Source organism: Cupriavidus oxalaticus, assembly GCF_038900635.1.
Taxonomy (GTDB): Bacteria; Pseudomonadota; Gammaproteobacteria; order Burkholderiales; family Burkholderiaceae; genus Cupriavidus; species Cupriavidus oxalaticus_B.
On sequence record NZ_JAYMRX010000011.1, the window covers coordinates 169,010 to 194,886 of the forward strand.

Sequence of the window (25,877 nt, forward strand, 5' to 3'; positions counted from 1 at the left end):
GCCGGCCCATTAGAAAAAGGCCCGCGCGAACGCGGGCCGCAAAGGCCTGAGGATCCGCTAGAGGACCGCTCAGCGTTTATCCTAATTGTCTGGCATCGGCAGCACATCCCCCGTTCGGGGTGCAGCACACATTCTCTGCTTGTGACGCTGCGATCGCACCGCGAAAGCAGGAGATGGCAACCTATCATGGCAACCCTACGCTTCCCGGCGCTTGCCGCCGGAATCATGACAGTCTGTGCGCTTGCTTTTGACGCAGTCCGGGCCGCGCCGGTGATCGTCGAGGTGCGTAACTTCACCACACCGACCCAATGCACCGAAGAGGACAATGTCTCGTTCGCCATGAGTTCGCCGGCAATCCGGCGCTTCCGCATAGAGGCGCTACATCCGCCATATCTGAGCAAGGTTGGAGGGCTCCGTTTTCCGCCGGCGGACTTCTCCAACTGCGACTTCGACGAAAATTCGCCCCGCACGGATCCGGGCCGTCGCTTCGAGCCACGCAAGGTGCGAATCTACGACGCGCCTGATTTCGCCATCGAAGGCAATACCTACGAGACGTTCTGGCGGCCACAGTCTGTGCCAGTCACGGTGCGGGGCAGCGTGTACGACGAATTCCATCTGCTGCAGTTCTACGTGAAGCACCCGCATGCCGGAAAATTGCGCGAGACGCAGGTGCTGGTGTTGTACCCGCCCGACGGATACTGGCGGGCCAAGCCATTGCCGGCAACACACACCAGCGGCAATTCATACGGCTCATCGTTCCTGATTGGCCCGATCACGGAGGCAGTCAGGCCCGTCGTCGAGATCGCAGGTATCGATATCGACCCCAAGGAGCGGTCCATCCGGCTGCGCTTCATCGCAGGCGGCGAGGCCAGCGTGCGACTGATCGAAGTGAGCCGCGTGCGCACCGCGCTCGATGTGAAATTCAGGCCGAGCTATCGCCCCCCCAGCGTGTCCATGGCAGACGGCATGTCAGGCTTCGCGATGTTGCGCTCGATGTATGTCGCCGAAGACAACGCCGATATGAGCCGCGTCGAGTGGCGTGATGCCGCCGGCCGCGCGCATCACACCTCGGTGGCCGACACTGCCGTGATTCAGGCGCGTTCCGTGCGTTTCGGCAGGGTGGTGCCGTCGCGGCATAACATCGACGCGCCCGACATACGCTTTGAGGCCTTTGAGGGCCCCCTTGAGCCCTTGCGTTGAGCCTGTTGGCAAATTTGACTTGGTGGCCTGCCGTGGCGCAGGAGCGTTGAATCCGCAGGCAGAACGCGTTCTATATCCCGGCCGGCAACGCCTGGCACTGAAGCGGCGGCATCAGAGCCGCGAACTGCAATCAGCGTGCAATCAGCATGCAATCAGCGCGACGCGGGCTGCAGCGCGATCACGGCCATGCCGGCCAGCGCAATGGCGGCGCCGGCCACGTCCCAGCGCGTCAGTGCCAGGCCATCGACGAAGCGCAGCCACAGCAGCGCCACGGCGATATACATGCCGCCATATGCGGCGTAGGTGCGCCCCGCGGCGGCGGGATGCAGCGTCAGCAGCCAGGCGAACAGGCCCAGCGCGACGGCGGCGGGCAGCAGCAACAGCGCGCTCTTGCCTTGGCGCAGCACCAGCCAGGGGAGGTAGCAGCCGACGATTTCGGCAACGGCGGTCACGGCGAAGAGCAGGGCGATGCGAAGCAGGTCCAAGGTCCGGAAGAAGTGGGAACAAAAAAGGGTTCCATGCAGGAACCCCGGATTCTGACATGGCGCCGCGACGTCAGGACGTCGCCATCAACGGTGGCCGGCGCTGCGTCGCCACCGCAAACGCGATCTGCGCGAGCCCGGCCGCCAGCCCCATCGCCACGCCCGCCTGCCAGGCAACGGTGTACGAGCCCAGCGCGTCATAGACCACCCCGCCGCCAAAGGCACCGGTAAAGCTGCCGATCTGGTGGCTGAAGAAGGCCACGCCGCCCAGCATCGCCTGCCAGCGCAGGCCGAAGGTCTCGGCGATCCAGCCCGATACCAGCGGCGCCACGCCCAGCCACAGGAAACCCATCACCGCGGCAAACACCAGCGTGCTGCCCGGCGTGGGCGCCGACGAGAAATACCACGTGAGCGCCAGCGAGCGCACGGTATAGATGCCGCCCAGCAGCATCAGCTTGTTGAAGCGCCCGCCGGCCCAGCCGAAGAAGATGCTGCCGAGCACGTTGAAGCCCCCGATCACGCCCAGCGCCTGCGCGCTGAGCATCGGGTCCATGCCGCAGATGTCCAGGTACGACGGCAGGTGCGTGGTCAGGAAGACCAGCTGCATGCCGCAGACGAAGTACGCCAGCGCCATGACGATGAACGGAACGTGCCGCAGCGCCGCGCCCAGCGCCTGCCGCGCATTGCTCTGGTCGGCGCCGACGAACGCTGGCAGCGGCAGCTTGTCCACGCGCCCCGCCATCCAGGCCGCCGGCAGCATCACCAGCGCCAGCAGCACGAAGGCGGCCAGCCCGGCGCGCCAGCCGTAAGCCTGCGTCACCATCTGCCCGATCGGCGCCGCCAGCAGCGCGCCGAGCGAGCCGGCCCCCGACACCAGCCCCAGCACCGTGCTGCGCAGCGCCGCCGGCACCGGCCGTGCCGCCACCGCCATCGCCAGCGCGCTGCCGGTGCAGGCCATCGAAGCGCCGATCGCCACGCCTGCGCCCAGCGTGACGCCGATCATTCCCTGCGCGGTCGCCAGCAGCACCAGCCCGGCTATATACGACAGCGAGCCGGCCAGCATCAGCGGCCGGAAGCCGATCCGTGCCGCCCATGCGCCCGCCAGCGGCTGCAGCAGCCCCCAGACCAGGTTCTGCACGGCGATGGCGACCGTGAAGTCGGAGACCGAGATGCCGATGTCCCGCGTCAGCGGCGGCATGAAGATGCCCAGGCTCTGGCGCAAGCCCATGGCCAGGCTGAGCATCAGGGAGGCGCCCAGGAGGATCGGCAGGGCCGGGCGCAGGCTGTCCAGGCGGGAAGGCGCGGTTGAGGAAGGCACGGTGGTCGTCTCCCGGGATTGTCGTTGTCGTTATGTGCCTGCGGCGGCGCCTGGCATGTTAAGCATGCGCTGAATATACCGCAGGGTAGGGCGAGCGTAAGTGGTGGCCGGGACCCTGTCAATTTGGCTTTGGGCCGGCCCGCCTTCCGCTTTGCCGAAGGCGGGCGCCGCGCTAGTCCAGGCTGACCCTGGATGCGCGGATGGTCTCGCCCCAACGCTTGATGTCGCCGTTGACCAGCGCGGCGAAGCGCGGCTGCGGCTCGCCGCCGGGGATACCGCCCATGTCGCGGAATTTCGCCACGACTTCGGGATCGCGCATGGCCCGGGACAGCGCGTCCTGCAGCACGGCGGCGACGGCAGGCGGGGTCTTTGCGGGCGCGAACACCCCGAGCCAGCCCATCACCACGAAATCCTTCACGCCGGCCTGCTCCATGGTCGGCACGTCCGGCAGCGACGGCAGCCGCTCGGCGCTGGTCACCGCCAACGCGCGCAGCTTGCCGGCGCGGATATGCGGCAGCGCCTGCGTCAGGTTGTCGAACATGAAGGTGGTTTCGCCGGCAAGCACCGAGGTAGTGGCCGGCGTCGAGCCCTTGTACGGCACGTGCAGCACCTCGGTGGCAGTGCGCAGCCGGAACAGCTCCGCGGTCAGGTGCGTGGTCTGGCCGATGCCCGCCGAGGCGTAGGAATACTTGCCCGGGGACTGCTTCAGCTGCGCCACCAGCTCGGCCACGCTGCGCACCGGCGCCTGCGCGTTGACCACCAGCACGTTGGGGAAGGAAATCATGTCCGTCAGCGGCATGAAGTCCTGCGGATGGTAGGCCAGCTGCTTGTAGGCGCTGTAGTTGATGGCATGCGAACCGGTGTTGCCGACCACCAGCGTGTAGCCGTCAGGCGCGGCGCGCAGCAGGGCCTGCGTGCCGATGATGCCACCGCTGCCGGGCTTGTTGTCGACGACTACGGGCTGGCCGAGGATGGCCGACAGCTTCTGCGCGACCAGGCGGGTCGGGATGTCGGTGGTGCCGCCCGGGGCGCCGGGGACGATGATGGTGACCGGCTTGTCGGGCCATGCGGGCGCGGCGTGCGCGACGCTCGACAGCGTGGCGGCGCCGGCGACGGCCAGCAGGCCGGCGCGAAGGGACAGTGATCCGGAAAACGATCTCGAAAGCGATCGGGAAAGCGGCAGGGAAGGCAAATGGCACAGCGATTGCGGCAGCTTGGTTTTCATGGGTCTCCTCCATGTCGTGATATCTGTGCTGCGGTTCCATGTGCAAACGGCCGGCTTGCTGCCGGCCGTCCAGGCGAAAAGCGCTATGGCGGTATTGCTTGCCCCCGCCTTACTTGCCGGTCCACACCGGCTTGCGCTTTTCCGCAAAGGCCGCGGCGCCTTCGCGTGCATCGGCCGAGGTAAATACCGGCGCCAGCAGCGGGCGCTGGCGCTCGAACATCTCCTCGTTGCTCCAGTCCGCCGACTCGGCCACGATCTGCTTGCTGACCGCCACCGCCAGCGGGCCGTTGGCGCCGATCTCCTCGGCCAGCGCCAGCGCGCCCTGCAGCGCTTCACCCGGTTCGGTCAGACGGTTGATCAGGCCGTAGGCATGCGCCTGCTCGGCACCGAGCATATTGCCGGTCAGCGCGTATTCCATCGCGATGTGGTACGGCACGCGGCGCGGCAGGCGCATCAGCCCGCCGGCACCGGCGACCAGCCCGCGCTTGACCTCGGGCAGGCCAAATTTGGCCGCCTTCGACGAGACGATCAGGTCGCAGGCCAGCGCCAGCTCGAAGCCACCCGCCAGCGCATAGCCTTCGACCGCGGCGATCAGCACCTTGCGCGGCGGCTTCTCGGTCAGCCCGCCGAAGCCACGGCCGGGCAGGCTGGGGCGCTTGCCTTCCAGGAAGCCCTTCAGGTCCATGCCGGAGCAGAAGGTGCCGCCGGCGCCGGTCAGGATGGCAACGGCGAGGCCGTCACGGCTTTCCAGCTGGTCGATCGCGGCGGCCAGCGCGGTCGCGGTCTCGAAATCCATGGCGTTGCGCGCCTGGGGCCGGTTCATGGTGATCAGCAGCGTATTGCCGCGGGTCTCTAGTTGCAGCGTGTCGCTCATGCAGATGTCCTTGTCGGAGTGCGGGATGTGGGTCGATGGCTCAGCGCGGTGCCATGCGGATGGCGCCATCCAGGCGGATGGTCTCGCCGTTGAGCATCGGGTTCTCCAGGATGTGCAGCGCGGTCGAGGCGTACTCGTCCGGCGCGCCCAGGCGCGCCGGGTGCGGCACCATGGCGCCCAGCGAGGTGCGCACGTTCTCCGGCAGCTTCGCCAGCAGCGGCGTGTCGAACAGGCCCGGGGCGATGGTGCATACGCGGATGGCGCGCTGCGCCAGGTCGCGCGCGGCCACCAGCGTCATGCCGACGATGCCGGCCTTGGCCGAGCTGTAGGGGATCTGGCCGATCTGGCCTTCATAGGCCGCCACCGAGGCGGTCAGCACGCACGCGCCGCGCTCGCCGTCCACCGGTTCATTTTTGGCCATGCGCGCGGCGCCCAGGCGCAGCGCGTTGAAGGTGCCGATCAGGTTGATGCGCACCACCGACTCATACTTTTCCAGCGAGCCCGGCGAGCCGTCCTTCTCGACCACGCGCACCGGCGCGCCCAGGCCGGCGCAGTGGATCAGCGCGCGCAGCGGGGCGATGGCCTCGGCGGCGTCGTAGACCGCGTTCATCTGGTCGGTGTCGGTGACGTCGGCCTTGACGAAGCGGACCTTGCCGCCGAACTCGTCCACTACCGCGTTGCCGCGCTCTTCGTTCAGGTCGGCGATGACCACGCCGACGCCGCGCTCCACCAGGCGACGCGTGCAGGCCAGGCCCAGGCCGGAAGCCCCGCCGGTGACGACGGCGGACATGTTTTCGAGTTTCATGGGTGTCTCCTAGGAAAGGAATCGCCAGGTTCCCGCGACGGCGGGAACGGCACAGGTGTTGTTTGCAGGCGTTTACAGGCGCTCGATGATGGTGGCGTTGGCCATGCCGCCGGCCTCGCACATCGACTGCAGGCCGTAGCGCTGGCCGCTGTCTTCCAGCGCATGCAGCATGGTGGTCATCAGGCGCACGCCCGACGCACCCAGCGGGTGGCCCAGCGCGATCGCGCCGCCGCGCGGGTTCAGGCGCGCCGGGTCGGCGCCGAGCGCCTTCTGCCAGGCCAGCGGCACGCAGGCGAAGGCTTCGTTGATTTCGTAGTGGTCGATCTGGTCCAGCGTCAGGCCGCTCTTCTTGATGGCGCGCTGGCTGGCGGCGATGGGGGCGGTCAGCATCATCACCGGATTGTCGCCGCAGACGTCGAAGGCGACAAAGCGCGCGCGCGGCTTCAGGCCCAGGCGCTGGGCCATGGCTTCGCTCATCAGCAGCATGGCCGAGGCGCCGTCACTGATCTGCGAGGCGTTGCCGGCGGTGACGTTCCAGTCGATCTGCGGAAAACGCTCGCTCAGTTCGTCGTTGCGGAACGAGGCCTGCAGCGTGCCCAGCTTTTCCGCCGTGGTGCCGGGGCGAATGGTTTCGTCATGTTCGACCACGCCGTTGGGCGTGCTGATCGGCAGGATCTCGCGGCGGAAGGCGCCGCTTTCGCGCGCCGCGGCCGCCAGCTCGTGCGAGTGCGCCGAGTAACTGTCCATGTCCTGGCGCGACAACTCATATTTGGCCGCCACCAGCTCGGCCGCCACCCCCTGCGACACCAGCCCCGGCGCGTAGCGCGCTTCCATCGACGGGCCGTACGGGTTCTGGCCGATGCGCGCCGAGCCCATCGGCACGCGGCTCATCGACTCGATGCCGCAGGCGATAACGATGTCGTAGGCGCCGGCCATGATGCCCTGCGCGGCAAAGTGCACCGCCTGCTGGCTCGAACCGCACTTGCGGTCGATGGTGGTGGCGGGCACGTGGTCGGGGAAGCCGGCCGCCAGCCAGGCCACGCGGCCCGGCCCGGCGGACTGTTCGCCGGCCTGCGTCACGCAACCGGTGATGACGTCGTCGACCAGGCCGGGATCGAGCTGGTTGCGTTCGACCAGGCCCTTGAGCACCTGTGCCAGCAATTCAGTGGCATGCAGCTCGGTAAAGGCCGATCCCGGCTTGGAGCGGCCCATCGGGCTGCGGATGGCGTCGACGATGACGGCTTGTTGCATGGGTGTCTCCTGGTGCAGAGCGGTTGCGAGGCTTGGATGCGGTTGAGTCGGGATATTGAGACGTCGGTTTCAAAAAGTGCTCGTCCAATACGATGAATCGGAATTCTCGCGTCAGAAATTCGCTATGTAAACTCGAAATCCGGCGTTTGACTTCGGAATCAACGAAGGGCAACATCCGGGTTTTGGGACACTGGTATCAAAAAATCCAGATGAAGGCCCCGGTTATGCCGAATGAAGCACACGACACCACGACCCCGTCGCCCGCCGAGGCGGATGGCGAGTCGCGCCTCGTCAGCGCGCTGGCGCGGGGCGTGTCGATCCTCAACTGCTTCTCGCCAACGGTGCAGGAACTGAGCAGCCGCGAGCTGATGGAGCGCACCGGGCTGGCCAAGCCGACGCTGTTCCGCCTGCTCGACACCTTGTGCGAACTGGGCCTGCTGCACTATTCGGAGCGCCTGTCGCGCTACGTGCCCGGGGTCGGGCTGGTCAACCTGGCCGCGCCCGCGCTGGCGCGGATGACAGTGCGCCAGCTGGCGCGGCCGGCCATGCAGGAGCTGGCCGACCATATCGCCGGACAGGTCGAGCTGATCGTCGGCAACGGCAACGCAATGACCTATGTCGAGATTGCCCAGGGCGTGGGCAGCCATGTGTTCCGGCCCGAGGTCGGCACCCGGGTCTCGATCTCGCGCACCGGTTCTGGCCGCGGCTACCTGTTGCTGATGCCGGAGCCCGAGCGCGAGGGCTATCTCGCCCAGCTGCGCGCCGCCGATCCCGCGCGCGCCGACTGGCTGCAGCAGCGCCTGGCCGATGCCGCGCGCGACCTGCAGGAACATGGCTATTGCCGCGGCCATCGCGACCTGCATCGCGAGGTGGAATCCGTTGCCGTGCCGATGCGCGCGCGGCGCGATGGCGAAGCCTGGATCTTTGCCGCGTCGGTGCCGGTGTTCAGCCCGCAGAGCAAGCAGATCGAAGAAGACATCGGCCCGCGGCTGGTCAGCCTGGTGCGCAACGTGGAGGGGGCCCTCGGCGTGTCCGGTTGACGCGGCTGACGCGCGGAAGCCCCGGGCGGGCGGAGTGACCTGGCTTGGCCCCCGGGCGGGCTGGCGACTATCCTGAGTCACAAACGGGATGTCGGGAACCCGTCAAAAGCAGCTTCCTGGGGGTATGCCAATGCAGCAGATACGCCTGGCGGCAATCGTCGCCGTGCTGGTACTTGTCGCCGGCGTGGTGTCGCGCTCGCTGGCGCAGGCGTCGACCGAGGCCGTGCCGGTCTGGCTCGGCAGTGGCGTCACGTTTGCCGCGTTGCTGGTCTGCGCGCGCTGGTCATGGCCGGCGGTGCTGGCCGGCGCCGGGCTGGCGCTGGCGGGGTGGGGCATGGCCACGCACGGCCTGCCGCTGCGCGGCGCGGTCGCCTTCGGCCTGATCGAGGTCATCAGCCTGGGCACCGCCGGCTGGATCGCCACCTATGGCCGCCGCGATCCGCAAAGCCCGCAGGGCGCCACGCTGCTGATCGCGGGGGCGCTGGTCGGCTCGGCGCTGGGCGCTTCGCTTGCGGTCGAGCTGTGGCGCTGGCAGCGGCCGGGCCTGGACCTGCCGGTCGAATGGCGCGCCTGGGCCTTTTCCACCGCGGCCGGGCTGCTGCTGGTGGGGCCGCTGGCGGTGGCGTTCCGCGGCTTCCGCGTGCGGCGCTCGGGCGGCATGCCGATGCAGCAGTTCGCGGCCGGCGGGCTGGCCTTCGTGGTCTTTATCGTGGCGGTGCTGGCAGTGTTCTCGGATAACGCCGCGCAGCGCTTCGGCGGCCTGGCGCCCACGCTGGCCTATGTGCCGATGCCGCTGCTGCTGGCCACCGCGCTGCTGTGGGGGCCGCGCGGCGGTGCCATTGCCACGCTGCTGGGCTGCCTGCTGATCATTCACCGCACCGCGGCCGGCGCGGGCCCGTTCAACGTCATCGAAGGATTTCCGGGTGAGGCGGTGGTCGAGGTGCAGGGTTTCGTCATTGTCTGGGCGCTGGTGATGCTGCTCGGCCGCGCCTTGTCCGAGGGCCGCCGCACCGCGCTGGAGGAAGCGCGTGGCTGGCGCCTGCGCTATGCGCGCACGCTGCAGGCAGTGGGGGTGGCGAGCGTCGAGTATGACGCGGTCACCGGCCGCGCTACCTGGAGCGAGGACGCGGCGGCGCTGCTCGGGGACACGATCCGCGAGGTCAACAGCGTCGACGAATGGCTGGACCATATCGATGCCACCGACCGCGGGCTGGTACAGGCCACCTGGTCCGCCGTGGCGCGCGGCGATGCGCCCGACAGCGTGCAGGAATACGCCGTGACGCTGCCGGGCAGCGGCCGCCTGCGCGTGCATGAGCGGCTGGCGGGCATCCGCGGCGCGGACGGCAAGGTGGAGCAGGTGGCGGCACTGCTGCGCCGCGCCGGCGGGGAGCCCGCGCATGTCTGAACCCGGCGTGTTCCTGATCCACGGCCTGGGCGGCACGCAGTATGACCTGGGCTCGATGCACAAGCGCCTCAAGCGCGCCGGCTTTGTCACGCACTCGCTGACGCTGCCGGGGCACGGCACGCAGCCTGAGGACCTGTGCGGCGTGCGCGCCGAGGACTGGCTCGAGGCGGTGCGCGCCAAGTACCGCGAGATCATCGACCAGCATGAAACGCTGCACGTGATGGGCATGTGCATGGGCGCGCTGCTGGCGGTGGAAACGGTCAAGCGCGAGCAGCACACCAAGGGCCGGCTGGTGGCGCTGGCGCCGCCGGTCTATATCGACGGCTGGGCCACGCCGTGGTATCGCGGCCTGCGCCCGCTGCTGTACCAGATTCCAGGCGTTCCCAACCGGATGAAGGTGGAAGAGGAAGAGCCGTTCGGCATCAAGAACGAGCAGCTGCGCGAGATCGTCAAGGCCAAGTTCGCGCGCGGCGAGAACTTCCACTACCAGTGGGTGCCGCTGGCGTGCATCCGCGAGGTGGACCGGTTGCGCGGCTACGTGCGCAAGGGGCTGCAGCGCATTGCCTGCCCCACGCTGGTGGTACACGCCCGGCTGGACGAGCTGACCAGCCTGCGCTCGGCCAACTTCCTGGTCGAGCAGATCGGGCAGGGCAAGCGTGCCGGGCAGGCGCGCATGCTGGTGCTGGAAGACAGCTACCACATGGTCTGCGTCGACAATGACCGCGAACTGGTGGCGCGCAACGTGCTGGAATTCTTCGAGGCCAGCGTGGGCACGTCACTTGGCATGGCCGGTGCGGAGCGCGACGATGCGCGCATGACGCCGGACCAGATGGCCGGGCTGCTGGCGGCGGCGCGCACGGACCTGGAGCAAGGCGACCTGGCCGCGCTGTATGCGCGCGGCAAAGGCGAATTTGCGTGGTTCCAGCCGGGCGCCAACCGGACCAGCGGGGTCTACCGTGGCGATCGTGGCCTGGCGCGGCTGCGCGAATGGGCGGATGCGGGGCTGGCGTTCACCGCTTTCGGCGCGCCGGTGCTCAATACCGGCATGGCCGTGGTGCCTGCGACCTTGCGCTTCGGCACGCTGGCCTCGCAGGGCGTGCTGGCGTTTGCGCTGCGCGACGGCAGCTTGCTGGAGGGGCGGTGGTTCCCGGACGAAGTGACGCTGGAGGATGCGCACTTTGGCGGCACGCCGGCGGTGCAGGGGCCAAGCCCGGCCGAGAAGGCCTTCGAGGCCGCCGCGGCGTTGTCGAAGACGCTGCGCCAGGCGCCCGACAACGACACCTTGCTGTCGCTCTATGCGCTCTACAAGCAAGGCAGCGCCGGCGACGTCAGCGGCGACCGCCCGGGCATGATGGACATGGTCGGGCGCGCCAAGTACGACGCCTGGGCGGCCCGGCGCGGCCTGCCGCGCGAGCAGGCCATGCGCGACTACGTGGCGCTGGTCAACCAGCTCAAGGCGGCGGAAACGCAATCCGCCTGACGCTGGCTGGCCGATCGGCTCGGTCGGTTTCGCGGGCAGTTCCAGGTCAGTGCCTGGCCAGTGCGATCAGTTGCCGCTGAAAACCGGCGCGCGCTTGTCCAGGAAGGCCTGCACCGCCTCGCGATGATCCGCAGTCTGGTGCGACAGCGCCTGGAAGCCTGCCGACAATTCCAGCAGCGTGTCGAGGCGGGTGTGCATGGCCTCGCGCATCAGCCGCTTGGCCATCCGCACCGCGTGCGGCGGGTTGGCGGCGATGCGCCCGGCCAGTTCGTACGCGGTGGGCAGCAGCGCCTCGGGCGCCACCACGCGCGACACCAGGTTCCATTCCAGCGCGGTCTTCGCGTCGATCGCCTGGCCGGTAAAGGTCATCTCGGCGGCACGCGACAGCCCGATCACGCGCGGCAGCAGCCAGGCGCCGCCATCGCCGGGGATGATGCCCAGCTTGACGAAGGACTCGGCAAACTGCGCGCGCTCCGAAGCGATGCGGATATCGCACATGCAGGTCAGGTCCAGCCCCGCGCCCATGGCGGCGCCGTTGACGGCGGCGATCACCGGCACTTCCAGGTTGAACAGCGCCAGCGGCAGGCGCTGGATGCCGCTGCGGTAATCCTGCCGGATCTCCATGCCCGATACCTGGCCGGAGGCCTGGCGTTCCATGTCCTTGATGTTGCCGCCCGACGAGAACGCCGTGCCCGCGCCGGTGATGACCACGGCGCGCACGCTGCGGTCGGCATGGATGCGCTCGATCGCGGCCAGGAACTCCGCCACCGCGGTGTTGCCGGTCAGCGGGTTGCGGCGCTCGGGCTCGTTCATCGTCAGCGTGACGATGTGGCCGTCCTGTTCGTAGAGGAGGAAGTTGCTCATGATGGTCTCCGGGGGCATCGGGTTCAGGTGCTGGCGCCAAGGCTAAGGGAGCCGGGCGGGCTGCGTCCAATATTCATTTGTTGGCGGGCGATAGCGGACATGTATCGCGCATTCAGTATGTTATGCAGGACGATGAATTTTTTCGTGCAGCCATGAACAGGTGACGCATGACTTGCGCAATACCCCCAGAATCCGGAGAGTAGGGGGCACGCCTGCCCGCCGCATTGTTAAGCCTGGATCATTGCCCATGACAGTCGTCGTACTCGCGATGGACGGATCGCCCGACAGCGTTGCCGCCGCCCGCCGCCTGGCCAGCCGCCCGCTGCTGGCCGCGCCCTTGTCCACGGTGCCGGTCATCGTCGTCAATCCGCGAGCCGCGCGGGCGCGCGCGCCTGCGCAGGCCTGAGGCGGCGCCCATGGAGCTGCCGCTGCTGCTCGTGCTGCCGCTGCTGGCCGCCGGACTGACCTGGGTGATCGGCATGCGCGCGCCGCGGCTGGTGGCGCCCGTCATCGTCGGCGTGCCGCTGGTCGCGCTGGTGCTGCTGCTGCAGCTGCGCGGCGCGGTCTTCGATCAGCCCTGGGACGGCCTGGCCTGGCGCGTGAGCTGGCTGCCCGCGCTGGGGCTCGACCTGTCGCTGCGCCTGGACGGCCTGGCCTACCTGTTTGCGCTGCTGGTGGTCGGCGTGGGCCTGCTGGTGATCCTGTACGCGCGCTACTACCTGGCGCGCAATGAATCGGCGGTGCGCTTCTTCTGCCTGCTGCTGCTGTTCATGGCGGCCATGCTGGGCGTGGTGCTGGCCGGCAACCTGCTGTTGCTGGCGGTGTTCTGGGAACTGACCAGCATCCTGTCGTTCCTGCTGATCGGCTTCTGGTCGTGGCGCGGCGATGCCCGCCAGGGCGCGCGCATGGCGCTCACCGTCACCGGCGGCGGCGGGCTGGCGCTGCTGGCCGGGGTGCTGCTGCTGGGCCATATCTGCGGCAGTTTCGAGCTGTCGGCGGTGCTGGCGCAGGCCGGCAGCGTGCAGCGCCATCCGCTCTACATGCCGATGCTGGTGCTGATCCTGCTGGCGGTGTTCACCAAGTCGGCGCAGTTCCCGTTCAGCTTCTGGCTGCCGCAGGCGATGGCCGCGCCCACGCCGGTGTCCGCGTACCTGCATTCCGCCACCATGGTCAAGGCCGGGGTGTTCCTGCTGGCGCGGCTGTACCCGGTGCTGGACGGCACCAACGGCTGGTTCTACCTGGTCAGCATGACGGGGCTGGCCACGCTGATCTTCGGCGCGGCGATGGCGCTGCTGCAGCGCGATCTCAAGGGGCTGCTGGCGTATTCCACCATCAGCCACCTGGGACTGATCACGCTGCTGTTCGGGCTCGATACCCAGCTGAGCACGGTGGCGGCAATTTTCCACATCATCAACCACGCGGTGTTCAAGGCGTCGCTGTTCATGGCGGCCGGCATCATCGACCACGAGACCGGCACGCGCGACCTGGACCGGCTGCACGGGCTGGCGCGCTACATGCCGCATACGGCGGTGCTGGCGATCGTGGCGTCGCTGTCGATGGCGGGCGTGCCGCTGTTCAACGGCTTCCTCAGCAAGGAAATGTTCTTTGCCGAGACCCTGGCGCAGGGCCTGCTGGGCGACTTCAACTGGGTCATTCCGGCGGCGGCAACCATGGCCGGCGCGCTCACGATGGCGTATTCGCTGCGCTTCATCTACGGCGTGTTCTTCGGCGGCAGGCAGCCCGACGTCCCCAACTATCCGCCGCACGAGCCGCCGCGCTTCATGAAGGTGCCGGTGGAATTCCTGGTGGTGATCTGCCTGGTGGTGGGGCTGGTGCCTGCCTACACGGTGGGCACCCTGCTGGCAGCGGCGTCGCTGGCGACGCTGCGCGCGCCGCTGCCGCCGTACAGCCTGAACCTGTGGCATGGCGTCAACCTGCCGCTGGTGATGAGCCTGCTGTCCATGACGGGCGGCGCGGCGCTGTTCTTCCTGCGCCGCGATGCGCTGCGCCGCTGGCAGCAGTCGCTCGAGCACCTGAGCGCGCGCCGCTCGTTCGAGAGCGGCATGCACGCGCTGGAGCGCATCGCCTGCGCGATCACGCGCGCGCTGGAGAGCGGTTCGCTGCCGGGCTATATCGCCTGGATGCTGCTGGCGCTGCTGGCAATTCCGGCCTGGTTCCTGGCCGATCTCGACGCGCTCGCCGGCACCGTCCCGGCCGGCGCGCTCGACCCGCTGGGCGCCGCGGCGCTGGCGATACTGGCGGTGCTGGCGCTTGCCGTGGTGGCCACGCGCGGGCAACGGCTGGCAGCACTGGTGCTGCTCGGCGGCTGCGGGCTGATGGTGTCGCTGGTGTTCCTGCGCTTCTCGGCACCGGACCTGGCGCTGACGCAGCTGTCGGTGGAAGTGGTGACGGTGCTGCTGCTGGTGCTGGCGCTGTTCTACCTGCCGCGCGAGACGGCCGGGCAGGGCGGCCCCGCGCGGCGCGCCCGCGACGTGGCGCTGGCGCTGGGCGGCGGCACGCTGCTGGCGGTGGCGGCCTACGCGGTGATGACGCGCCCGTACGACCCGGTGTCCGCGTTCTATATCGAGCAGGCGGTGCCGGGCGGAGGCGGCCACAACGTGGTCAACGTGCTGCTGGTGGATTTCCGCGGCTTCGATACCATGGGCGAGATCTGCGTGCTGCTGATCGCGGGGCTGGCGGTGCAGGCACTGCTCAAGGGCATGCGCCTGCCGACGCCGTCGGCCGCGCCGGACGGGCTGCCGTGGACCAGCCAGGCGCATCCGCTGCTGCTGGCCATGCTGGCGCGGCTGATGCTGCCGCTGACGCTGCTGGTGGCGGTGTTTGTCCTGCTGCGCGGGCACAACCTGCCGGGCGGCGGCTTTATCGCGGCGCTGATCACGTCGGTGGCGCTGCTGCTGCAGTACGTGGCCAACGGCGTGCGCTGGACCGAAGCGCGCATCGCGCCGGACTACCGTGCCATTGCCGGGGCCGGCATCCTGCTGGCGGGGCTGACCGGTCTCGGCAGCCTGGCCTTCGGCTACCCGTTCCTGACGACGGCGTTCGGGCATTTCCACCTGCCTGGCATTGGCGAAATCGAGCTGGCCACGGCCATGATCTTTGACCTTGGGGTGTTTTGCACCGTGACCGGGACTACGCTGGTCATCGTCTCGCACCTTGGTGTGCGCAACCTGCCGCCCGCGCGTGCTGCGGAGGACGACTGATGGCCGCCCTCTACGCCGTGACCATCGGCATCCTGGCTGCCTGCGGCATCTACCTGCTGCTGCGCGAGCGCGTCTTCACGGTGGTGCTGGGCCTGACGCTGCTGTCGTATTCGGTCAGCCTGTTCCTGCTCGGCATGGGCCGGCTGTCGATCGGCCGGCCGCCGGTGATCGTGACCGGCGCCAGCTATGCCGATCCGCTGCCGCAGGCGCTGGTGCTGACCGCCATCGTGATCGCGTTCGGCATGACGGCGTTTGCCGTGGTGCTGGCGCTGCGGTCGCTGGGACTGACCGGCAGCGACCATGTCGACGCCGCCGGCGAGCCGGAAGGCGCCACGGTGCCAGACCCGGACGGCGACGATGAAGCGCGGAGGCCACGGCCATGAATCACGCCGTGCTGCTTCCCATCCTGCTGCCGATGTTCGCCGGCGCGCTGCTGACGGCGATGCCGGCACATGCCCTGCGCGCGCAGCGCGCCGTGTGCGCGGCAGCGACCCTGGTGCTGCTGCCGGTGGCCGTCATGCTGATGCAGCATGCGGCAATGGGCGCCATCGACGTCTACGCGATGGGCAACTGGGCCGCGCCGTTCGGCATCGTGCTGCAGCTGGACCGCACCGGCGCCATGATGCTGGTGCTGACCGCGGTGCTGGCGGTCGCGGCGCTCGCCGCGGCGGGTGATGTCACCGCGCGCCAGGGGCGGCATTTCCACGCGCTGTTCCAGTTCCAGCTGATGGGCCTGAACGGCGCCTTCCTGGCCGGCGACCTGTTCAACCTGTTCGTCTTCTTCGAGATCCTGCTGATCGCCTCCTACGCGCTGCTGGTGCACGGCGCCGGGCGCGCGCGCATCGGCGCGGGGCTCCATTACGTGATCCTGAACCTGGTGGCGTCGTCGTTCTTCCTGGTGGCGATCGGCGTGCTGTACGGGCTCAGCGGCACGCTCAACATGGCGCACCTGGGCTTGCGGCTGGCCGGCCTGCCGGCGCAGGACCTGCCGCTCGCGGTAGCCGCCGGCGTCATGCTGATGCTCGTATTCGGACTCAAGGCGGCGCTGTTCCCGCTGTATTTCTGGCTGCCGCGAGCCTATGCCAGCGCCACCGGCCCGGTCGCCGCGCTGTTCGCCATCATGACCAAGGTGGGGATCTACGCCATGCTGCGCTGTACCGCGCTGCTGTTCGGCGGCGCGCAGGGCTTGCTGGCGCCATTCCTGAATGACTGGGTGTTTCCGCTGGCGCTGGTGACGCTGGCGATCGGTGGCATCGGCGCAGTGGCAGCCCGCACGCTGCGCGCCATGACGAGCTACCTGGTGGTGGCGTCCGTGGGCTTGCTGTCAGCGTGCGTGGCGATGCAGACCCAGGCCGGCTGGGCCGCCGCGCTGTATTACCTGCCCAGCACCACCCTGTGCACGGCGGGCCTGTTCCTGCTGGCCGATGCGCTGGAGCCGGATCCTGCGCGCGACGGCGCGCCGCCGGTGGCCTCGCGGCTGGCCGGCGTGCTGTACCTGGTCGGCGTGCTCGCGGCGGTGGGCCTGCCGCCGCTGTCGGGCTTCCTGGGCAAGGCCATGATCCTGCGCGCGACCCCGGTGCCGTGGATGCCGGCGCTGTGGCCGGTGGTGCTGGGGTCGAGCCTGCTGCTGCTGATCGCGGCGTCGCGCACCGGTACGCGGCTGGTGTGGCGCCTGCCTCATGAGGCGGCGCAGGTGCCGGAAGGCGCCGAGTATCTCGACGAGAACCATCCCTTCGCCGCGCGCTCCCGCGTGCGGCCGGACCCGCGCAAGCTGGCCTGCTGCGCGCTGCTGCTGGCGGGCAACGTCGCGCTGACCGTGTACGCGCGGCCGGCCACCGAATACATGGCGGACGCCGCCGCGCAGCTGCTGGACCGCGCGGCCTATATGCGGGCCGTGCTGCCCGCGCAGAAGGAGTAGGCCATGCTGCGCCGCCTGCTGCCGCATCCCTGGCTCAGCCTGATCCTGCTGCTCATGTGGCTGATGCTGACCAACAGCATTGCGCCCGGCCATTTGCTGCTGGGCGCAATGCTCGGCTGGGCCATCGGCCGCCTTGCCGACCGCTGGCTGGTGCTGGGCGCGTTCCGGTTGTCGCGTCCCGACCTGATCCTGCGCCTGAGCATCCATGTGCTGATCGATATTGTCATGGCCAATATCGAGGTGGCCATCCTGGTGCTGGGCCGCACCGCGCGGCTGCGGCCGGCCTTTATCGTGGTGCCGCTGGACGTGGAACACGAACTGGCCACCACCGCGCTGATCAGCATCGTCTCGCTGAGTCCCGGCACGCTGTGCGCCGAACTGAGCGACGACCGGCGCGCGCTGCTGGTCCATGTGCTCGACCTGGAAGAAGAGGCGGCCCTGGTCGAACGCATCAAGTCGCGCTATGAAATCCCGCTGAAGGAGATCTTCCAATGCTTGCCATCGTGATACCGGTGTGCCTGGTCATCCTCGGGCTGGCCTTCCTGCTGACCCTTGCGCGGCTGCTGCGCGGGCCCAGCCTGCCGGACCGCATCGTGGCGCTCGATACGCTCAATATCAACGCCATCGCGCTGATCGTGCTGCTTGGCATCAGCCTGGATTCGGCGATGTTCTTCGAGGCCGCGCTGCTGATCGCGGTGATGGGCTTCGTCGGCACGGTGGCGCTGGCCAAGTATCTGCAGCGCGGCGACATCATCGAATACTAAGGAGCCACGGCCATGCTGCATCCCGTCGCGGAATTCGTTGTCTGCGCGCTGCTTTTGATCGGCAGCGTATTCATGCTGGTGGGGGCGATCGGGCTGTTCCGCCTGCCGGATTTCTTCATGCGGCTGCACGGGCCCACCAAATCGACCACGCTGGGCGTGGGCGGGGTGGTGCTGGCATCGGTGGCGTATTTCAGCTTCCGCGGCGATGCCAGCCTGCATGAGCTGCTGGTGACCGCGTTCCTGTTCCTGACCGCGCCGATCAGTGCCCACATGCTGTCCAAGGCCGCGTTGCAGCGCCAGCTGCCGGTGGACCCGCGCACGCGCGGCAGCGGCTGGATGCCGCGCATCCGTGACTGACGCCGACTAAGCCCCCTCGATCCCTCATTCCTTCTGCAGCATGCGCATCAGTCGCTGCGCATCGAACGGCGCCTTGACCTTCTTGTCGTTATCGAAATAGCAGTAGACGTCGCGGTGCGCCGCCTTGCGCGGGCGCCTGGGCGAGATCCGCTGCGCATCGGCCGGTTCGTGGCCGCTCGCCCATTTGCCCAGCCGCGCCGCCCAGCGCTGCAGCGCCTTGTCGGAGTAGCTGCCGCCGTACAGCGTCTGGCTGCCGTGCAGCCGCAGGTAGAGGAAATCGCTGGTCACGTCTTCGGCGTAAGGCCAGTCAGCCACGGTGTCGGAGATCACCAGCGCAACGCGGTGGCGCCGCAGCAGCGCCGGGAATTCTGGCGTGCAGAAGCTGTCGTGCCGGATCTCCACGGCGTGCCGGATCCGGCGCCGGCGCCGCGTTTCGCACCAGGGCTGTTTAACCCGGCTGTCATGATCGCGCGCCAGCTCGCGCGCGCTGTCGGTGTCGTGCGGCAGCAGGCCGAGGAAGCGCTCCATCCGCTCGGGATCGAAGGCGAAGCTGGGCGGGAACTGCCACAGCATCGGACCCAGCTTTTCCTCCAGCGCCAGCACGCCGGACGCCAGGAAGTTGGCCATGGCCGGGCGCGCCTTGTCGTCGCGGAAACGCAGCATATGCGTCAGGTAGCGCGATCCCTTGACGCTGAAGACAAAATCCTCGGGCGTGGCCTCGTACCACGCGCGATAGCTGCGCAGCGTCTGCAGCGCATAGTGCGAGCCGTTGATCTCGATGGACTCGACCGCGCGCGAGGCAAACTCCAGCTCGCGCCGTTGCGCCAGCCCCTTGGGGTAGAACACGCCGCGCCACCCGTCATAGCGCCAGCCCGAGATGCCGATCCGGATCATTTGCCTTGCCCGAGTGTGCCCTGTATTTTTTGCAATGAGGCGCACCACGCGCGGTGCGCACGTCGTGCCCAACGCTAAAGGGGGTAAGTCCCATGACCGCCACGCAAGTTTCACGCCTTGATGCCTGTGCCTACCTGCTGCACCTGCTGCTGCAGCGCGCCGAGGCGAGCCAGCCCGGCTTACTGGACGACCTGATCCGCGGCGTTGCCGCCGACCGCGCCGGCATGCCGGAGGTGCCTGCCGGGGAACACGCACTGATGGTATTTGACGAAGTGCTGCGCATGCTCGAATTTGCCAATGCGCAGATGAAGGAAGCGCGGGCACTGGGGCGGCCCTGACGCCATTGCGCCACGGCAGGCTGCGCCGGCTGGTTTACTTTCGCGGCGGGGTGTCCTACACCCACTGAGGCGATCCCGGCTTCCAGCGCGCCGGGCAAGGGGACTTCCATGGCTTTGCCGAATGCCGACCAGCCGAATGCCGACCACCTGTTCGCGGGTGCGATCCCCGACGTTTACGCGTCGCTGATGGTGCCCATGATCTTTGCGCCCTATGCCGCCGACCTGGCACAACGCATCGCCGCGCTGGAACCGCGCCGGGTGCTGGAACTGGCTGCCGGCACCGGCGTGCTCACGCGCGAACTGGCGCGCCGGCTCGCGCCCGACGCCGTCATCGTCGCCACCGACCTCAATGCGCCGATGCTGGCGCGGGCCCAGGCCGAAGGCACGGAGCGACCCGTGACCTGGCGGGAGGCCGACGCGATGGCGCTGCCGTTCGGCGATGCCAGCTTTGACCTGGTGGCCTGCCAGTTCGGCGTGATGTTCTTCCCGGACAAGGCCAGGGCCTTCGCCGAGGCGCGCCGCGTGCTGGTGCCGGGCGGGACGCTGGTCTTCAACGTGTGGGACCGGATTGAATTCAACGCCTTTGCCCGCAATGTCGCAGCGGCGCTGGCCCGCCTGTTCCCCGAGTCGCCGCCGGATTTCATGGCGCGCACGCCGCACGGCTATCACAGCCAGGTGGCGATCGAGCAGGACTTGCGCCTGGGCGGATTTACCGCGCCGCCGCTGTTCGAGACCGTCACCTCGACCAGCCGCGCCGATGCCGCCCGCATTCCCGCGGTAGCGTACTGCCAGGGCACGCCGCTGCGCGCGGAACTGGAGCGGCGCGGTCCCGATGCGCTGGCACGGGCGACCGACGCGTGCGCACGGGCGTTCCTGGAGACATATGGAGACGGCCCCGTCTCCGGCCCGATGCAGGCGCACGTCGTCATGGCCGCCGCCAGCGCCTGACGGATGTCCAGGCATGGCGCCAGCGGCAAGTCCGCTATCGGTCCGCCCTTCAGGACACGCGCCGGGACACGCGCCGGGACACACGCCGGGCCACGCACCGGGGTGCCGTAAAACGGCTTATTCCCTACACTGGATTGATACGAATCACCGCCCGCAGCACGGAGCCTGGCGCACCCGCATGGCGCGCCAGGGAGGGAGCCTCGGATGCAGCCGGACCAGCCAGCCCAGCCAGCCCACCAGCCAGCCCACCAGCCAGATCAGCCAGATCAGCCAGACCACAAACCCGTGGCGCTTGCCCTGCAGGGCGGCGGCATGCACGGCGCCTTCACCTGGGGCGTGCTCGACCGCCTGCTGGAAGACGGGAGGCTGGCGATCGAGGGCGTCAGCGCCACCAGCGCCGGCGCCATGAACGGCGCGGTGCTGGCCTACGGGCTGCTGCAAGGCGGCAGCGCCGGCGCGCGCGAGGCCTTGCACTCGTTCTGGCAGGCGATCTCGAACTCGGCGCAGCGCTACAGCCCGTTCCGCTGGATGCCCTGGTTCAAGACCAGCCATACCCTGGGGCTCAACCATTCGCCGCTGTATGCCATGGCCGACATTGCGCTGCGCCTGCTGTCGCCGTACCAGTTCAATCCCAACAACCTGAACCCGCTGCGCGAAGTGCTCGGCACGCAGGTGGACTTCGCCGCGCTGCGCGAGCATTGCCCGATCCAGCTTTACCTGTGCGCGACCAATATCGAGACCGGCCGCATACGCATCTTTCCGCCGGAGGAGCTGAGCATCGATGCCGTGCTGGCCTCGGCCTGCGTTCCCACGCTGTTCCAGGCGGTATGCATCGATGGCCAGTACTACTGGGACGGCGGCTATGTCGGCAACCCGGCGATCTTTCCCTTGATCTACCACTGCCAGACCCGCGACGTGATCATCGTCCATATCAACCCGATCGTGCGCCACGGCGTGCCGACCTCGGCGGCGGATATCCTCAACCGCGTCAACGAACTCAGCTTCAACTCATCGCTGATGCGCGAGATGCGCGCCATTGCCTTTGTCACCTCGCTGATCCAGCAGGGCAAGGTGGACGGGCGCGACATGAAGGAGATGTGGATCCACTCGATCCGCTCCGACGAGACCATGGCGGCGCTCGGCGTGTCAACCAAGTACAACGCCGACTGGGGCTTCCTGTGCGCGCTGCGCGACCAGGGCCGCAAGCAGGCCACGGCCTGGCTGGCGCAGCACTACGACAGCATCGGCCGGCGCTCCAGCATCGACATCAGCGGCGAATTCCTGTGACGCCCGGCGGGCCGGGCTGCGCCAGCCGCCACGCCAGGTTGGCGCGCGCGCGCGCCTCGTAGCGCGCGTGGAACAGCTCGGTGTAATAGATGCGCGGACTGTCCAGCAGCGCACTCAGGAAGGCGCGCTCGGCGGCGTCGTAGGCCTGGTCGTCGAGGTCGGTGCGCTCGGCGCGCAGGCAGGCGCCGTTATGGCGGAAGCGCATCCGGCTGCAGCCGAGCGCCGCCAGGTCGATATCGGCGGTAAAGCGGCCCGCCGGGCTGGCGGGGATGCCGTCGTGGACGGTTTCCAGCACCAGTGCGGCGATCCGGCCGGCCGTGGCGATGCCGGTCCCCCATTGCCGTATCCAGCCGGCGCTGCGCGCTTCATTGTCGGCCGCGCCCGGCACATAGATCACGTCATGGCACCACAGCGCCAGTTCCACCGCGTCGGCATCGGCCGTGGCGATGGCGCCGCGTGCCCAATCCAGGTCGCGCAGGCAGCGGCGGATGTGGTCGAGGGTGTGGTAATGGCGGCCCGGCTCGCCATAGCGGCCGGCAAGATCGGCATAGGCGTCGCGCGCATGCGCACCGCCCGCGCGCGTCCACACGGCAACGAAGCGGTCCTGGAGCTGGCTGGCCTGGAGGGGGGTCATGGGCGCGCAGGGGTTGTGGTGTCGCTGGCAGTGCCGTTGGCGGCGCCGGCTCCAGTGGCGGATACTTCGCCTTCCAGTTGCGCCAGCAGTGCGGCGGCCTCCAGCTGGTCGACGGTGTCGGCGCCCTCGGTCAGCAGGGCCAGGTGCCGCGCCAGCGTCTCGCGCGCCATCTCGGCCTTGCCCTGCGAGTGCAACAGCCGGGCCAGGCTTCGCGCGGCGCGCAGCGCCAGCAGCCTGGCGCCTTGCTCGCCGGCGATGCCGAGCGCCTGCCGGAAGCAGGCTTCCGCTTCCTCGTGTGCGGGCGGCTGCAGCCGGCACAGCATGTCGCCGCGAAGCCGCCACAGCGTGGCTTCGTCCAGCCGCTCGCCGGTCTTTTCCACCAGCGCCAGCCCGCGTGCCAGCGCTTCCTGCGCGGCGTCCGGCTGTCCGGCCTTGCAACAGGCATCGGCCAGCAGCGACAGCAGGTTGGGCGTGCCGAGTACGGCGCCGGTGCCCTCGTAGGAAGCCAGGCCGTGGCGGATCCGGGCGATCCCCGCTTCGGCCTCGCCAAGTTCGGCCATCGCCCAGCCTTGCACGACGGTCCCCCACGCCAGGTAGATCGGGAATCCCTGCTCGCCCGAAATCGCGATCGCTGCCTCGGCATACTCGCGTGCCAGCTTCGGTTCGCGCCGGCACTGGTGCACTTCCGCGGCGAAGACCAGGCATAGCGCCAGGTTGTAGGCATCGGGCCGCGCGCGCGCCATCACCAGGGCTTCCTGGCACAGCGCGCGGGCATGGTCGGGACAGCCGAGGTACCACAGGATCCAGCCCAGCGTGCTGGTCGCATGCACGGCCGGATCGCGCCCGTAGCCCATCAGGAAGTCGTAGGCCTGAGAATCGGGGTGGGGCAGGGCGAGCACCGTCTCCATGTGCGAGCGCGCGGCGTCGAGCTTGCCCAGCCGGAACAGCGTCGCGCCCAGCACGCGATGGCCTTCGGCCAGCTGCTTGGGCCGCTGCGACTTCAGCGCCAGGCCGAGCAGCCGCTTGCCCAGCGGCAACGCCACCTGGTATTGCGCGCGCAGCTGGTAGAAGGCCCACAGGCCGAGCTGCGCGGAAAAGACGTAGGGCGTCTGCCGGCCCTGTTCGCACAGCGCCAGCGCGCGCCGGTAGTTGGCCTCGACTTCCGGCGCCGCCTGCCCGCGCGCCGCCATCAGCGCCGGTCCCAGCGCCAGCAGCAGCGTCAGTTCCTGGCGCGCACGCTCGGCGGTATCGGGCTGGCGCTTGAGCAGCTCGATGGCGGTGCTGAGGTGCCGGATCGCCTCGCCTTGCGCCGAGCGCTGCAGCGCCTGCTGGCCGGCGCAGTGCAGGTATTCGACCGCCTTGGGCACATTGCCGCTGAGGCTGTAGTGGTGCGCCAGCTCGCTGCAATAGTCCTTGAGCCGGCCCTGGAACAAGTCTTCGATCGCTTGCGCCGTGGCTTCATGCAAGGTGCTGCGGCGTTCGGTCAGCAGCGAATTGCCGGCGACTTCCTGGGTCAGCGCGTGCTTGAAGGCGTACTCGACTTCCGGGAACGCCGGGCGTTCGCGGATGAAATCGGCGGCCTGCAGGTCGGCCAGCAGCGGATGCAGCCTGTCGCCCTCCAGCCCGGCCACGCGCAGCACCAGGCTTTGCGGAAATTCCTTGCCGATCACCGCCAGTGTCTGCAGCAGTTCTTTCTGCGCCAGCGGTAGCCGGTCGATACGCGCGGCCAGCACGCCCTGGACCGTGGTGGGGATATGGAGCAGCGCCGGCGCCTCTTCGATGCGGTAGCAGCCGGGTTGGCCCAGCAGCGCGCCTTCCTCGGACAGGGTCTGGACCACTTCCTCCATGAAGAACGGGTTGCCTTCGGTCTTGTCCAGGATCAGCCGCTTCAGCGGCACCAGGCTCTGGTCGTCGCCCAGCAGGGCGGTCAGCAGGCCCTGCGCCTCGGCCGGCCCCAGCGGCTGCAGCCGCAGCTGCGAATAATGCGGCCCCGCTTCCCAGCGATGCGTGTATTCGGGCCGGTAGTTGACCAGCAGCACCATGCGCGCGGCGGGCACATGCTCGACCATCATGTTGAGGAAGGCCTCGGTCTCGCCATCGAGCCATTGCAGGTCTTCGAAGATCAGCATCAGCGGCTGGTTGGCGCTCTCGCGCACCAGCAACCGGGCGATCGCGTCAAAGGTGCGCTGGCGCCGGATCGACGGGTCCATGGTCGGCAGCGGCGAACCCGGTTCGGTGGTGCCGAGCAGGTAGAGCAGGTAGGGCAGGTGGTCTTCCAGCGTACGGTCGAGCGTCAGCAGCCGTCCCGTCACCTTCTCGCGGCAGGCGCGGTCGCCGTCCTGCGCGGTGATCTGGAAGTAGTTCTTCAGCAGTTCGATCAGCGGCAGGTAGGCAAAGGCCTTGCCGTGCGAGACCGAGAACGTCTCCAGCGCCAGGCAGCCCTGTTGCGAGCGGGTCTTGAACTCATGGAACAGCCGCGACTTGCCGACGCCCGCTTCGCCGACCACGGCGACGATGCGCCCGCTGCCCGTCTTGGCGTGCTCCAGGGCCTCATGCAGGTGCTCCAGTTCCTGCTGGCGCCCGACGAAGCGCGCCAGCCCGCGGTGCGCCGCCACCTGCAGGCGCGTGCGCAACGCCCCCAGCCCCACCACCTCGTACACCGCCAGCGGTTCGCGCACGCCCTTGACATGCGTGGTGCCCAGGGCCGTGAACTCGAAATAGCCCTCGGCGAGCTTGTGCGTGGACTCGCTGACAAGGATCGATGCGGGGGTGGCAATCCCTTCCATGCGTGAGGCAATGTGGATGGTGTGGCCGACCGGATCGTAATCGGTATGCAGGTCGTCCTTGCGGATCGACCGCACTACCACCTCGCCGGTATGGATGCCGATGCGGATCTGCAGCGGGATGCCTTGCTCCAGCCGGACCCGGTCGCTGTGGCGATGCATCGCGCCCTGCATCCGCAGCGCGGCGTACAACGCGCGCAGGGCATGGTCCTCGTGCGCGATCGGCGCGCCGAACAACGCCAGAATGCCGTCGCCGAGGAACTTGGCGACATAGCCTTCGTAGTGGTGGACCGCCTCCATCATCAGCGTCACCACCGGGTCGATCAGGCGGCGCGCATCTTCCGGGTCCATGTCCTGCGTCAGCGCGGTCGAGCCGGCCATGTCGGCGAACAGGGCGGTGATGGTCTTGCGCTCGCCGGCGGCCTCGCCCCGGGCTTCCATGGCGGCCTGTTCGGCCAGGATGCGCTCGGCGAGATGGGGCGGGGTGTAATGGACGGGGGCGGTTGCCGGCGGCCTGGGTGGTTGCGGCGCCAGCTGTGGCGCCGGAGGCGGTGCCGGTGCGTCGGTGAGAGCGACGCCGCAGGACCGGCAGAATTTGGCGGCAGGCGTGGCTTCCGCGCCGCATTGTGGGCAAATTCGGGCAAGCCTTGCCCCGCACTCCTCGCAGAAGTTGGCGCCCGCAAGGTTCGTGAAGCCGCAATGCGTGCAGCGCATTTCGCCTCCTGACCGGACCGGGTCATGCCGACCCGCCTGTTCAGACTATTAGAGGCACATTTGGACGGCGTGGCA

Annotated in this window: 24 protein-coding genes; 14 read left to right on the forward strand and 10 right to left on the reverse strand. The window is 68.8% G+C overall.

Translation table 11 applies throughout. The features are described 5' to 3' along the window. The first annotated feature begins 186 nt into the window (after positions 1-186). Positions 187-1,200, forward strand: coding sequence for a hypothetical protein (locus VSR71_RS19040; RefSeq protein ID WP_342915402.1), 1,014 nt, complete (start codon positions 187-189; stop codon positions 1,198-1,200). A 152-nt stretch (positions 1,201-1,352) separates the two neighbouring features. On the opposite strand, the gene VSR71_RS19045 is transcribed toward VSR71_RS19040, so the two are convergent. The 6 genes from VSR71_RS19045 to VSR71_RS19070 all read right to left on the reverse strand — a co-directional run bounded on the left by VSR71_RS19045 (position 1,353) and on the right by VSR71_RS19070 (position 7,155). Then, entirely contained in the window at positions 1,353-1,685 is a 333-nt protein-coding gene (locus VSR71_RS19045) for a YnfA family protein (protein WP_342915403.1), read from the reverse strand. A 70-nt stretch (positions 1,686-1,755) separates the two neighbouring features. Then, positions 1,756-3,000, reverse strand: coding sequence for an MFS transporter (locus tag VSR71_RS19050; RefSeq protein ID WP_342915404.1), 1,245 nt, complete (start codon positions 2,998-3,000; stop codon positions 1,756-1,758). A 172-nt stretch (positions 3,001-3,172) separates the two neighbouring features. Then, positions 3,173-4,225: a tripartite tricarboxylate transporter substrate binding protein gene (locus VSR71_RS19055; RefSeq protein ID WP_342915405.1), complete on the reverse strand. Its 1,053-nt coding sequence runs from the start codon at positions 4,223-4,225 to the stop codon at positions 3,173-3,175. 109 nt (positions 4,226-4,334) lie between these two features. After that, positions 4,335-5,099 (reverse strand): crotonase/enoyl-CoA hydratase family protein, encoded by a 765-nt coding sequence (locus tag VSR71_RS19060; RefSeq protein WP_342915406.1) that lies wholly within the window; start codon positions 5,097-5,099, stop codon positions 4,335-4,337. A gap of 40 nt (positions 5,100-5,139) precedes the next feature. Further along, a complete protein-coding gene (locus VSR71_RS19065) occupies positions 5,140-5,904 on the reverse strand; it encodes an SDR family NAD(P)-dependent oxidoreductase (RefSeq protein ID WP_342915407.1) in 765 nt (254 codons plus the stop codon). Between the two features lie 72 nt (positions 5,905-5,976). Beyond that, complete coding sequence (locus tag VSR71_RS19070; protein ID WP_342915408.1) at positions 5,977-7,155, reverse strand: thiolase family protein; 1,179 nt, start codon at positions 7,153-7,155, stop codon at positions 5,977-5,979. A 224-nt stretch (positions 7,156-7,379) separates the two neighbouring features. Here VSR71_RS19070 and VSR71_RS19075 point away from each other — a divergent pair, with 224 nt between their 5' ends. From VSR71_RS19075 to VSR71_RS19085, 3 genes are all read left to right on the forward strand, one after another. Then, positions 7,380-8,195: an IclR family transcriptional regulator gene (locus VSR71_RS19075; protein ID WP_342915409.1), complete on the forward strand. Its 816-nt coding sequence runs from the start codon at positions 7,380-7,382 to the stop codon at positions 8,193-8,195. A 130-nt stretch (positions 8,196-8,325) separates the two neighbouring features. After that, positions 8,326-9,600 carry an MASE1 domain-containing protein gene (locus VSR71_RS19080; RefSeq protein WP_342915410.1) on the forward strand — a complete coding sequence of 425 codons (1,275 nt, stop codon included), beginning with the start codon at positions 8,326-8,328 and terminating at the stop codon, positions 9,598-9,600. Further along, on the forward strand, positions 9,593-11,080 hold the full coding sequence (locus VSR71_RS19085) for an acyl-CoA-binding protein (protein WP_342915411.1): 1,488 nt from the start codon (positions 9,593-9,595) through the stop codon (positions 11,078-11,080). The genes VSR71_RS19080 and VSR71_RS19085 overlap by 8 nt, the downstream gene beginning before the upstream one ends. A 66-nt stretch (positions 11,081-11,146) precedes the next feature. On the opposite strand, the gene VSR71_RS19090 is transcribed toward VSR71_RS19085, so the two are convergent. After that, a complete protein-coding gene (locus tag VSR71_RS19090) occupies positions 11,147-11,944 on the reverse strand; it encodes a crotonase/enoyl-CoA hydratase family protein (RefSeq protein ID WP_342915412.1) in 798 nt (265 codons plus the stop codon). Positions 11,945-12,191: 247 nt separating this feature from the next. Here VSR71_RS19090 and VSR71_RS19095 point away from each other — a divergent pair, with 247 nt between their 5' ends. Genes VSR71_RS19095 through VSR71_RS19125 form a run of 7 tightly spaced genes read left to right on the forward strand, consistent with a single transcriptional unit; the run spans position 12,192 to position 18,204 of the window. After that, positions 12,192-12,350, forward strand: a complete 159-nt coding sequence (locus VSR71_RS19095) for a hypothetical protein (protein ID WP_342915413.1) — start codon at positions 12,192-12,194, stop codon at positions 12,348-12,350. Between the two features lie 10 nt (positions 12,351-12,360). After that, complete coding sequence (locus VSR71_RS19100; RefSeq protein ID WP_342915414.1) at positions 12,361-15,165, forward strand: monovalent cation/H+ antiporter subunit A; 2,805 nt, start codon at positions 12,361-12,363, stop codon at positions 15,163-15,165. Then, the gene (locus VSR71_RS19105; protein ID WP_342915415.1) at positions 15,165-15,548 is read left to right on the forward strand and encodes a Na+/H+ antiporter subunit C; all 384 of its coding nucleotides are present in this window, start codon (positions 15,165-15,167) and stop codon (positions 15,546-15,548) included. Before VSR71_RS19100 ends, VSR71_RS19105 begins: the two co-directional genes overlap by 1 nt. Beyond that, positions 15,545-17,083, forward strand: a complete 1,539-nt coding sequence (locus tag VSR71_RS19110) for a monovalent cation/H+ antiporter subunit D (RefSeq protein WP_342915416.1) — start codon at positions 15,545-15,547, stop codon at positions 17,081-17,083. The genes VSR71_RS19105 and VSR71_RS19110 overlap by 4 nt, the downstream gene beginning before the upstream one ends. A gap of 3 nt (positions 17,084-17,086) precedes the next feature. Continuing rightward, positions 17,087-17,590 carry a Na+/H+ antiporter subunit E gene (locus tag VSR71_RS19115; RefSeq protein ID WP_342915417.1) on the forward strand — a complete coding sequence of 168 codons (504 nt, stop codon included), beginning with the start codon at positions 17,087-17,089 and terminating at the stop codon, positions 17,588-17,590. Then, a complete protein-coding gene (locus VSR71_RS19120; RefSeq protein WP_342915418.1) occupies positions 17,575-17,847 on the forward strand; it encodes a K+/H+ antiporter subunit F in 273 nt (90 codons plus the stop codon). The genes VSR71_RS19115 and VSR71_RS19120 overlap by 16 nt, the downstream gene beginning before the upstream one ends. Before the next feature lie 12 nt (positions 17,848-17,859). Beyond that, positions 17,860-18,204 (forward strand): Na+/H+ antiporter subunit G, encoded by a 345-nt coding sequence (locus VSR71_RS19125; RefSeq protein WP_209805177.1) that lies wholly within the window; start codon positions 17,860-17,862, stop codon positions 18,202-18,204. Between the two features lie 24 nt (positions 18,205-18,228). Here the strand turns inward: VSR71_RS19125 and VSR71_RS19130 are convergent, their stop codons facing one another. Next, positions 18,229-19,098: a DUF72 domain-containing protein gene (locus VSR71_RS19130; RefSeq protein WP_342915419.1), complete on the reverse strand. Its 870-nt coding sequence runs from the start codon at positions 19,096-19,098 to the stop codon at positions 18,229-18,231. A gap of 92 nt (positions 19,099-19,190) precedes the next feature. On the opposite strand from VSR71_RS19130, the gene VSR71_RS19135 reads away from it, so the two are divergent. The 3 genes from VSR71_RS19135 (at position 19,191) to VSR71_RS19145 (ending at position 21,671) form a co-directional block, all read left to right on the forward strand. Beyond that, on the forward strand, positions 19,191-19,436 hold the full coding sequence (locus tag VSR71_RS19135) for a hypothetical protein (RefSeq protein ID WP_342915420.1): 246 nt from the start codon (positions 19,191-19,193) through the stop codon (positions 19,434-19,436). Between the two features lie 108 nt (positions 19,437-19,544). Continuing rightward, positions 19,545-20,384: a class I SAM-dependent methyltransferase gene (locus tag VSR71_RS19140; protein WP_342915421.1), complete on the forward strand. Its 840-nt coding sequence runs from the start codon at positions 19,545-19,547 to the stop codon at positions 20,382-20,384. Positions 20,385-20,696: 312 nt separating this feature from the next. Continuing rightward, a complete protein-coding gene (locus VSR71_RS19145) occupies positions 20,697-21,671 on the forward strand; it encodes a patatin-like phospholipase family protein (protein ID WP_428979431.1) in 975 nt (324 codons plus the stop codon). On the opposite strand, the gene VSR71_RS19150 is transcribed toward VSR71_RS19145, so the two are convergent. Further along, the gene (locus tag VSR71_RS19150) at positions 21,652-22,305 is read right to left on the reverse strand and encodes a hypothetical protein (RefSeq protein WP_342915423.1); all 654 of its coding nucleotides are present in this window, start codon (positions 22,303-22,305) and stop codon (positions 21,652-21,654) included. The genes VSR71_RS19145 and VSR71_RS19150 overlap by 20 nt on opposite strands. Beyond that, positions 22,302-25,802, reverse strand: a complete 3,501-nt coding sequence (locus VSR71_RS19155; protein ID WP_342915424.1) for an adenylate/guanylate cyclase domain-containing protein — start codon at positions 25,800-25,802, stop codon at positions 22,302-22,304. The genes VSR71_RS19150 and VSR71_RS19155 overlap by 4 nt, the downstream gene beginning before the upstream one ends. Between the last annotated feature and the right edge of the window lie 75 nt (positions 25,803-25,877).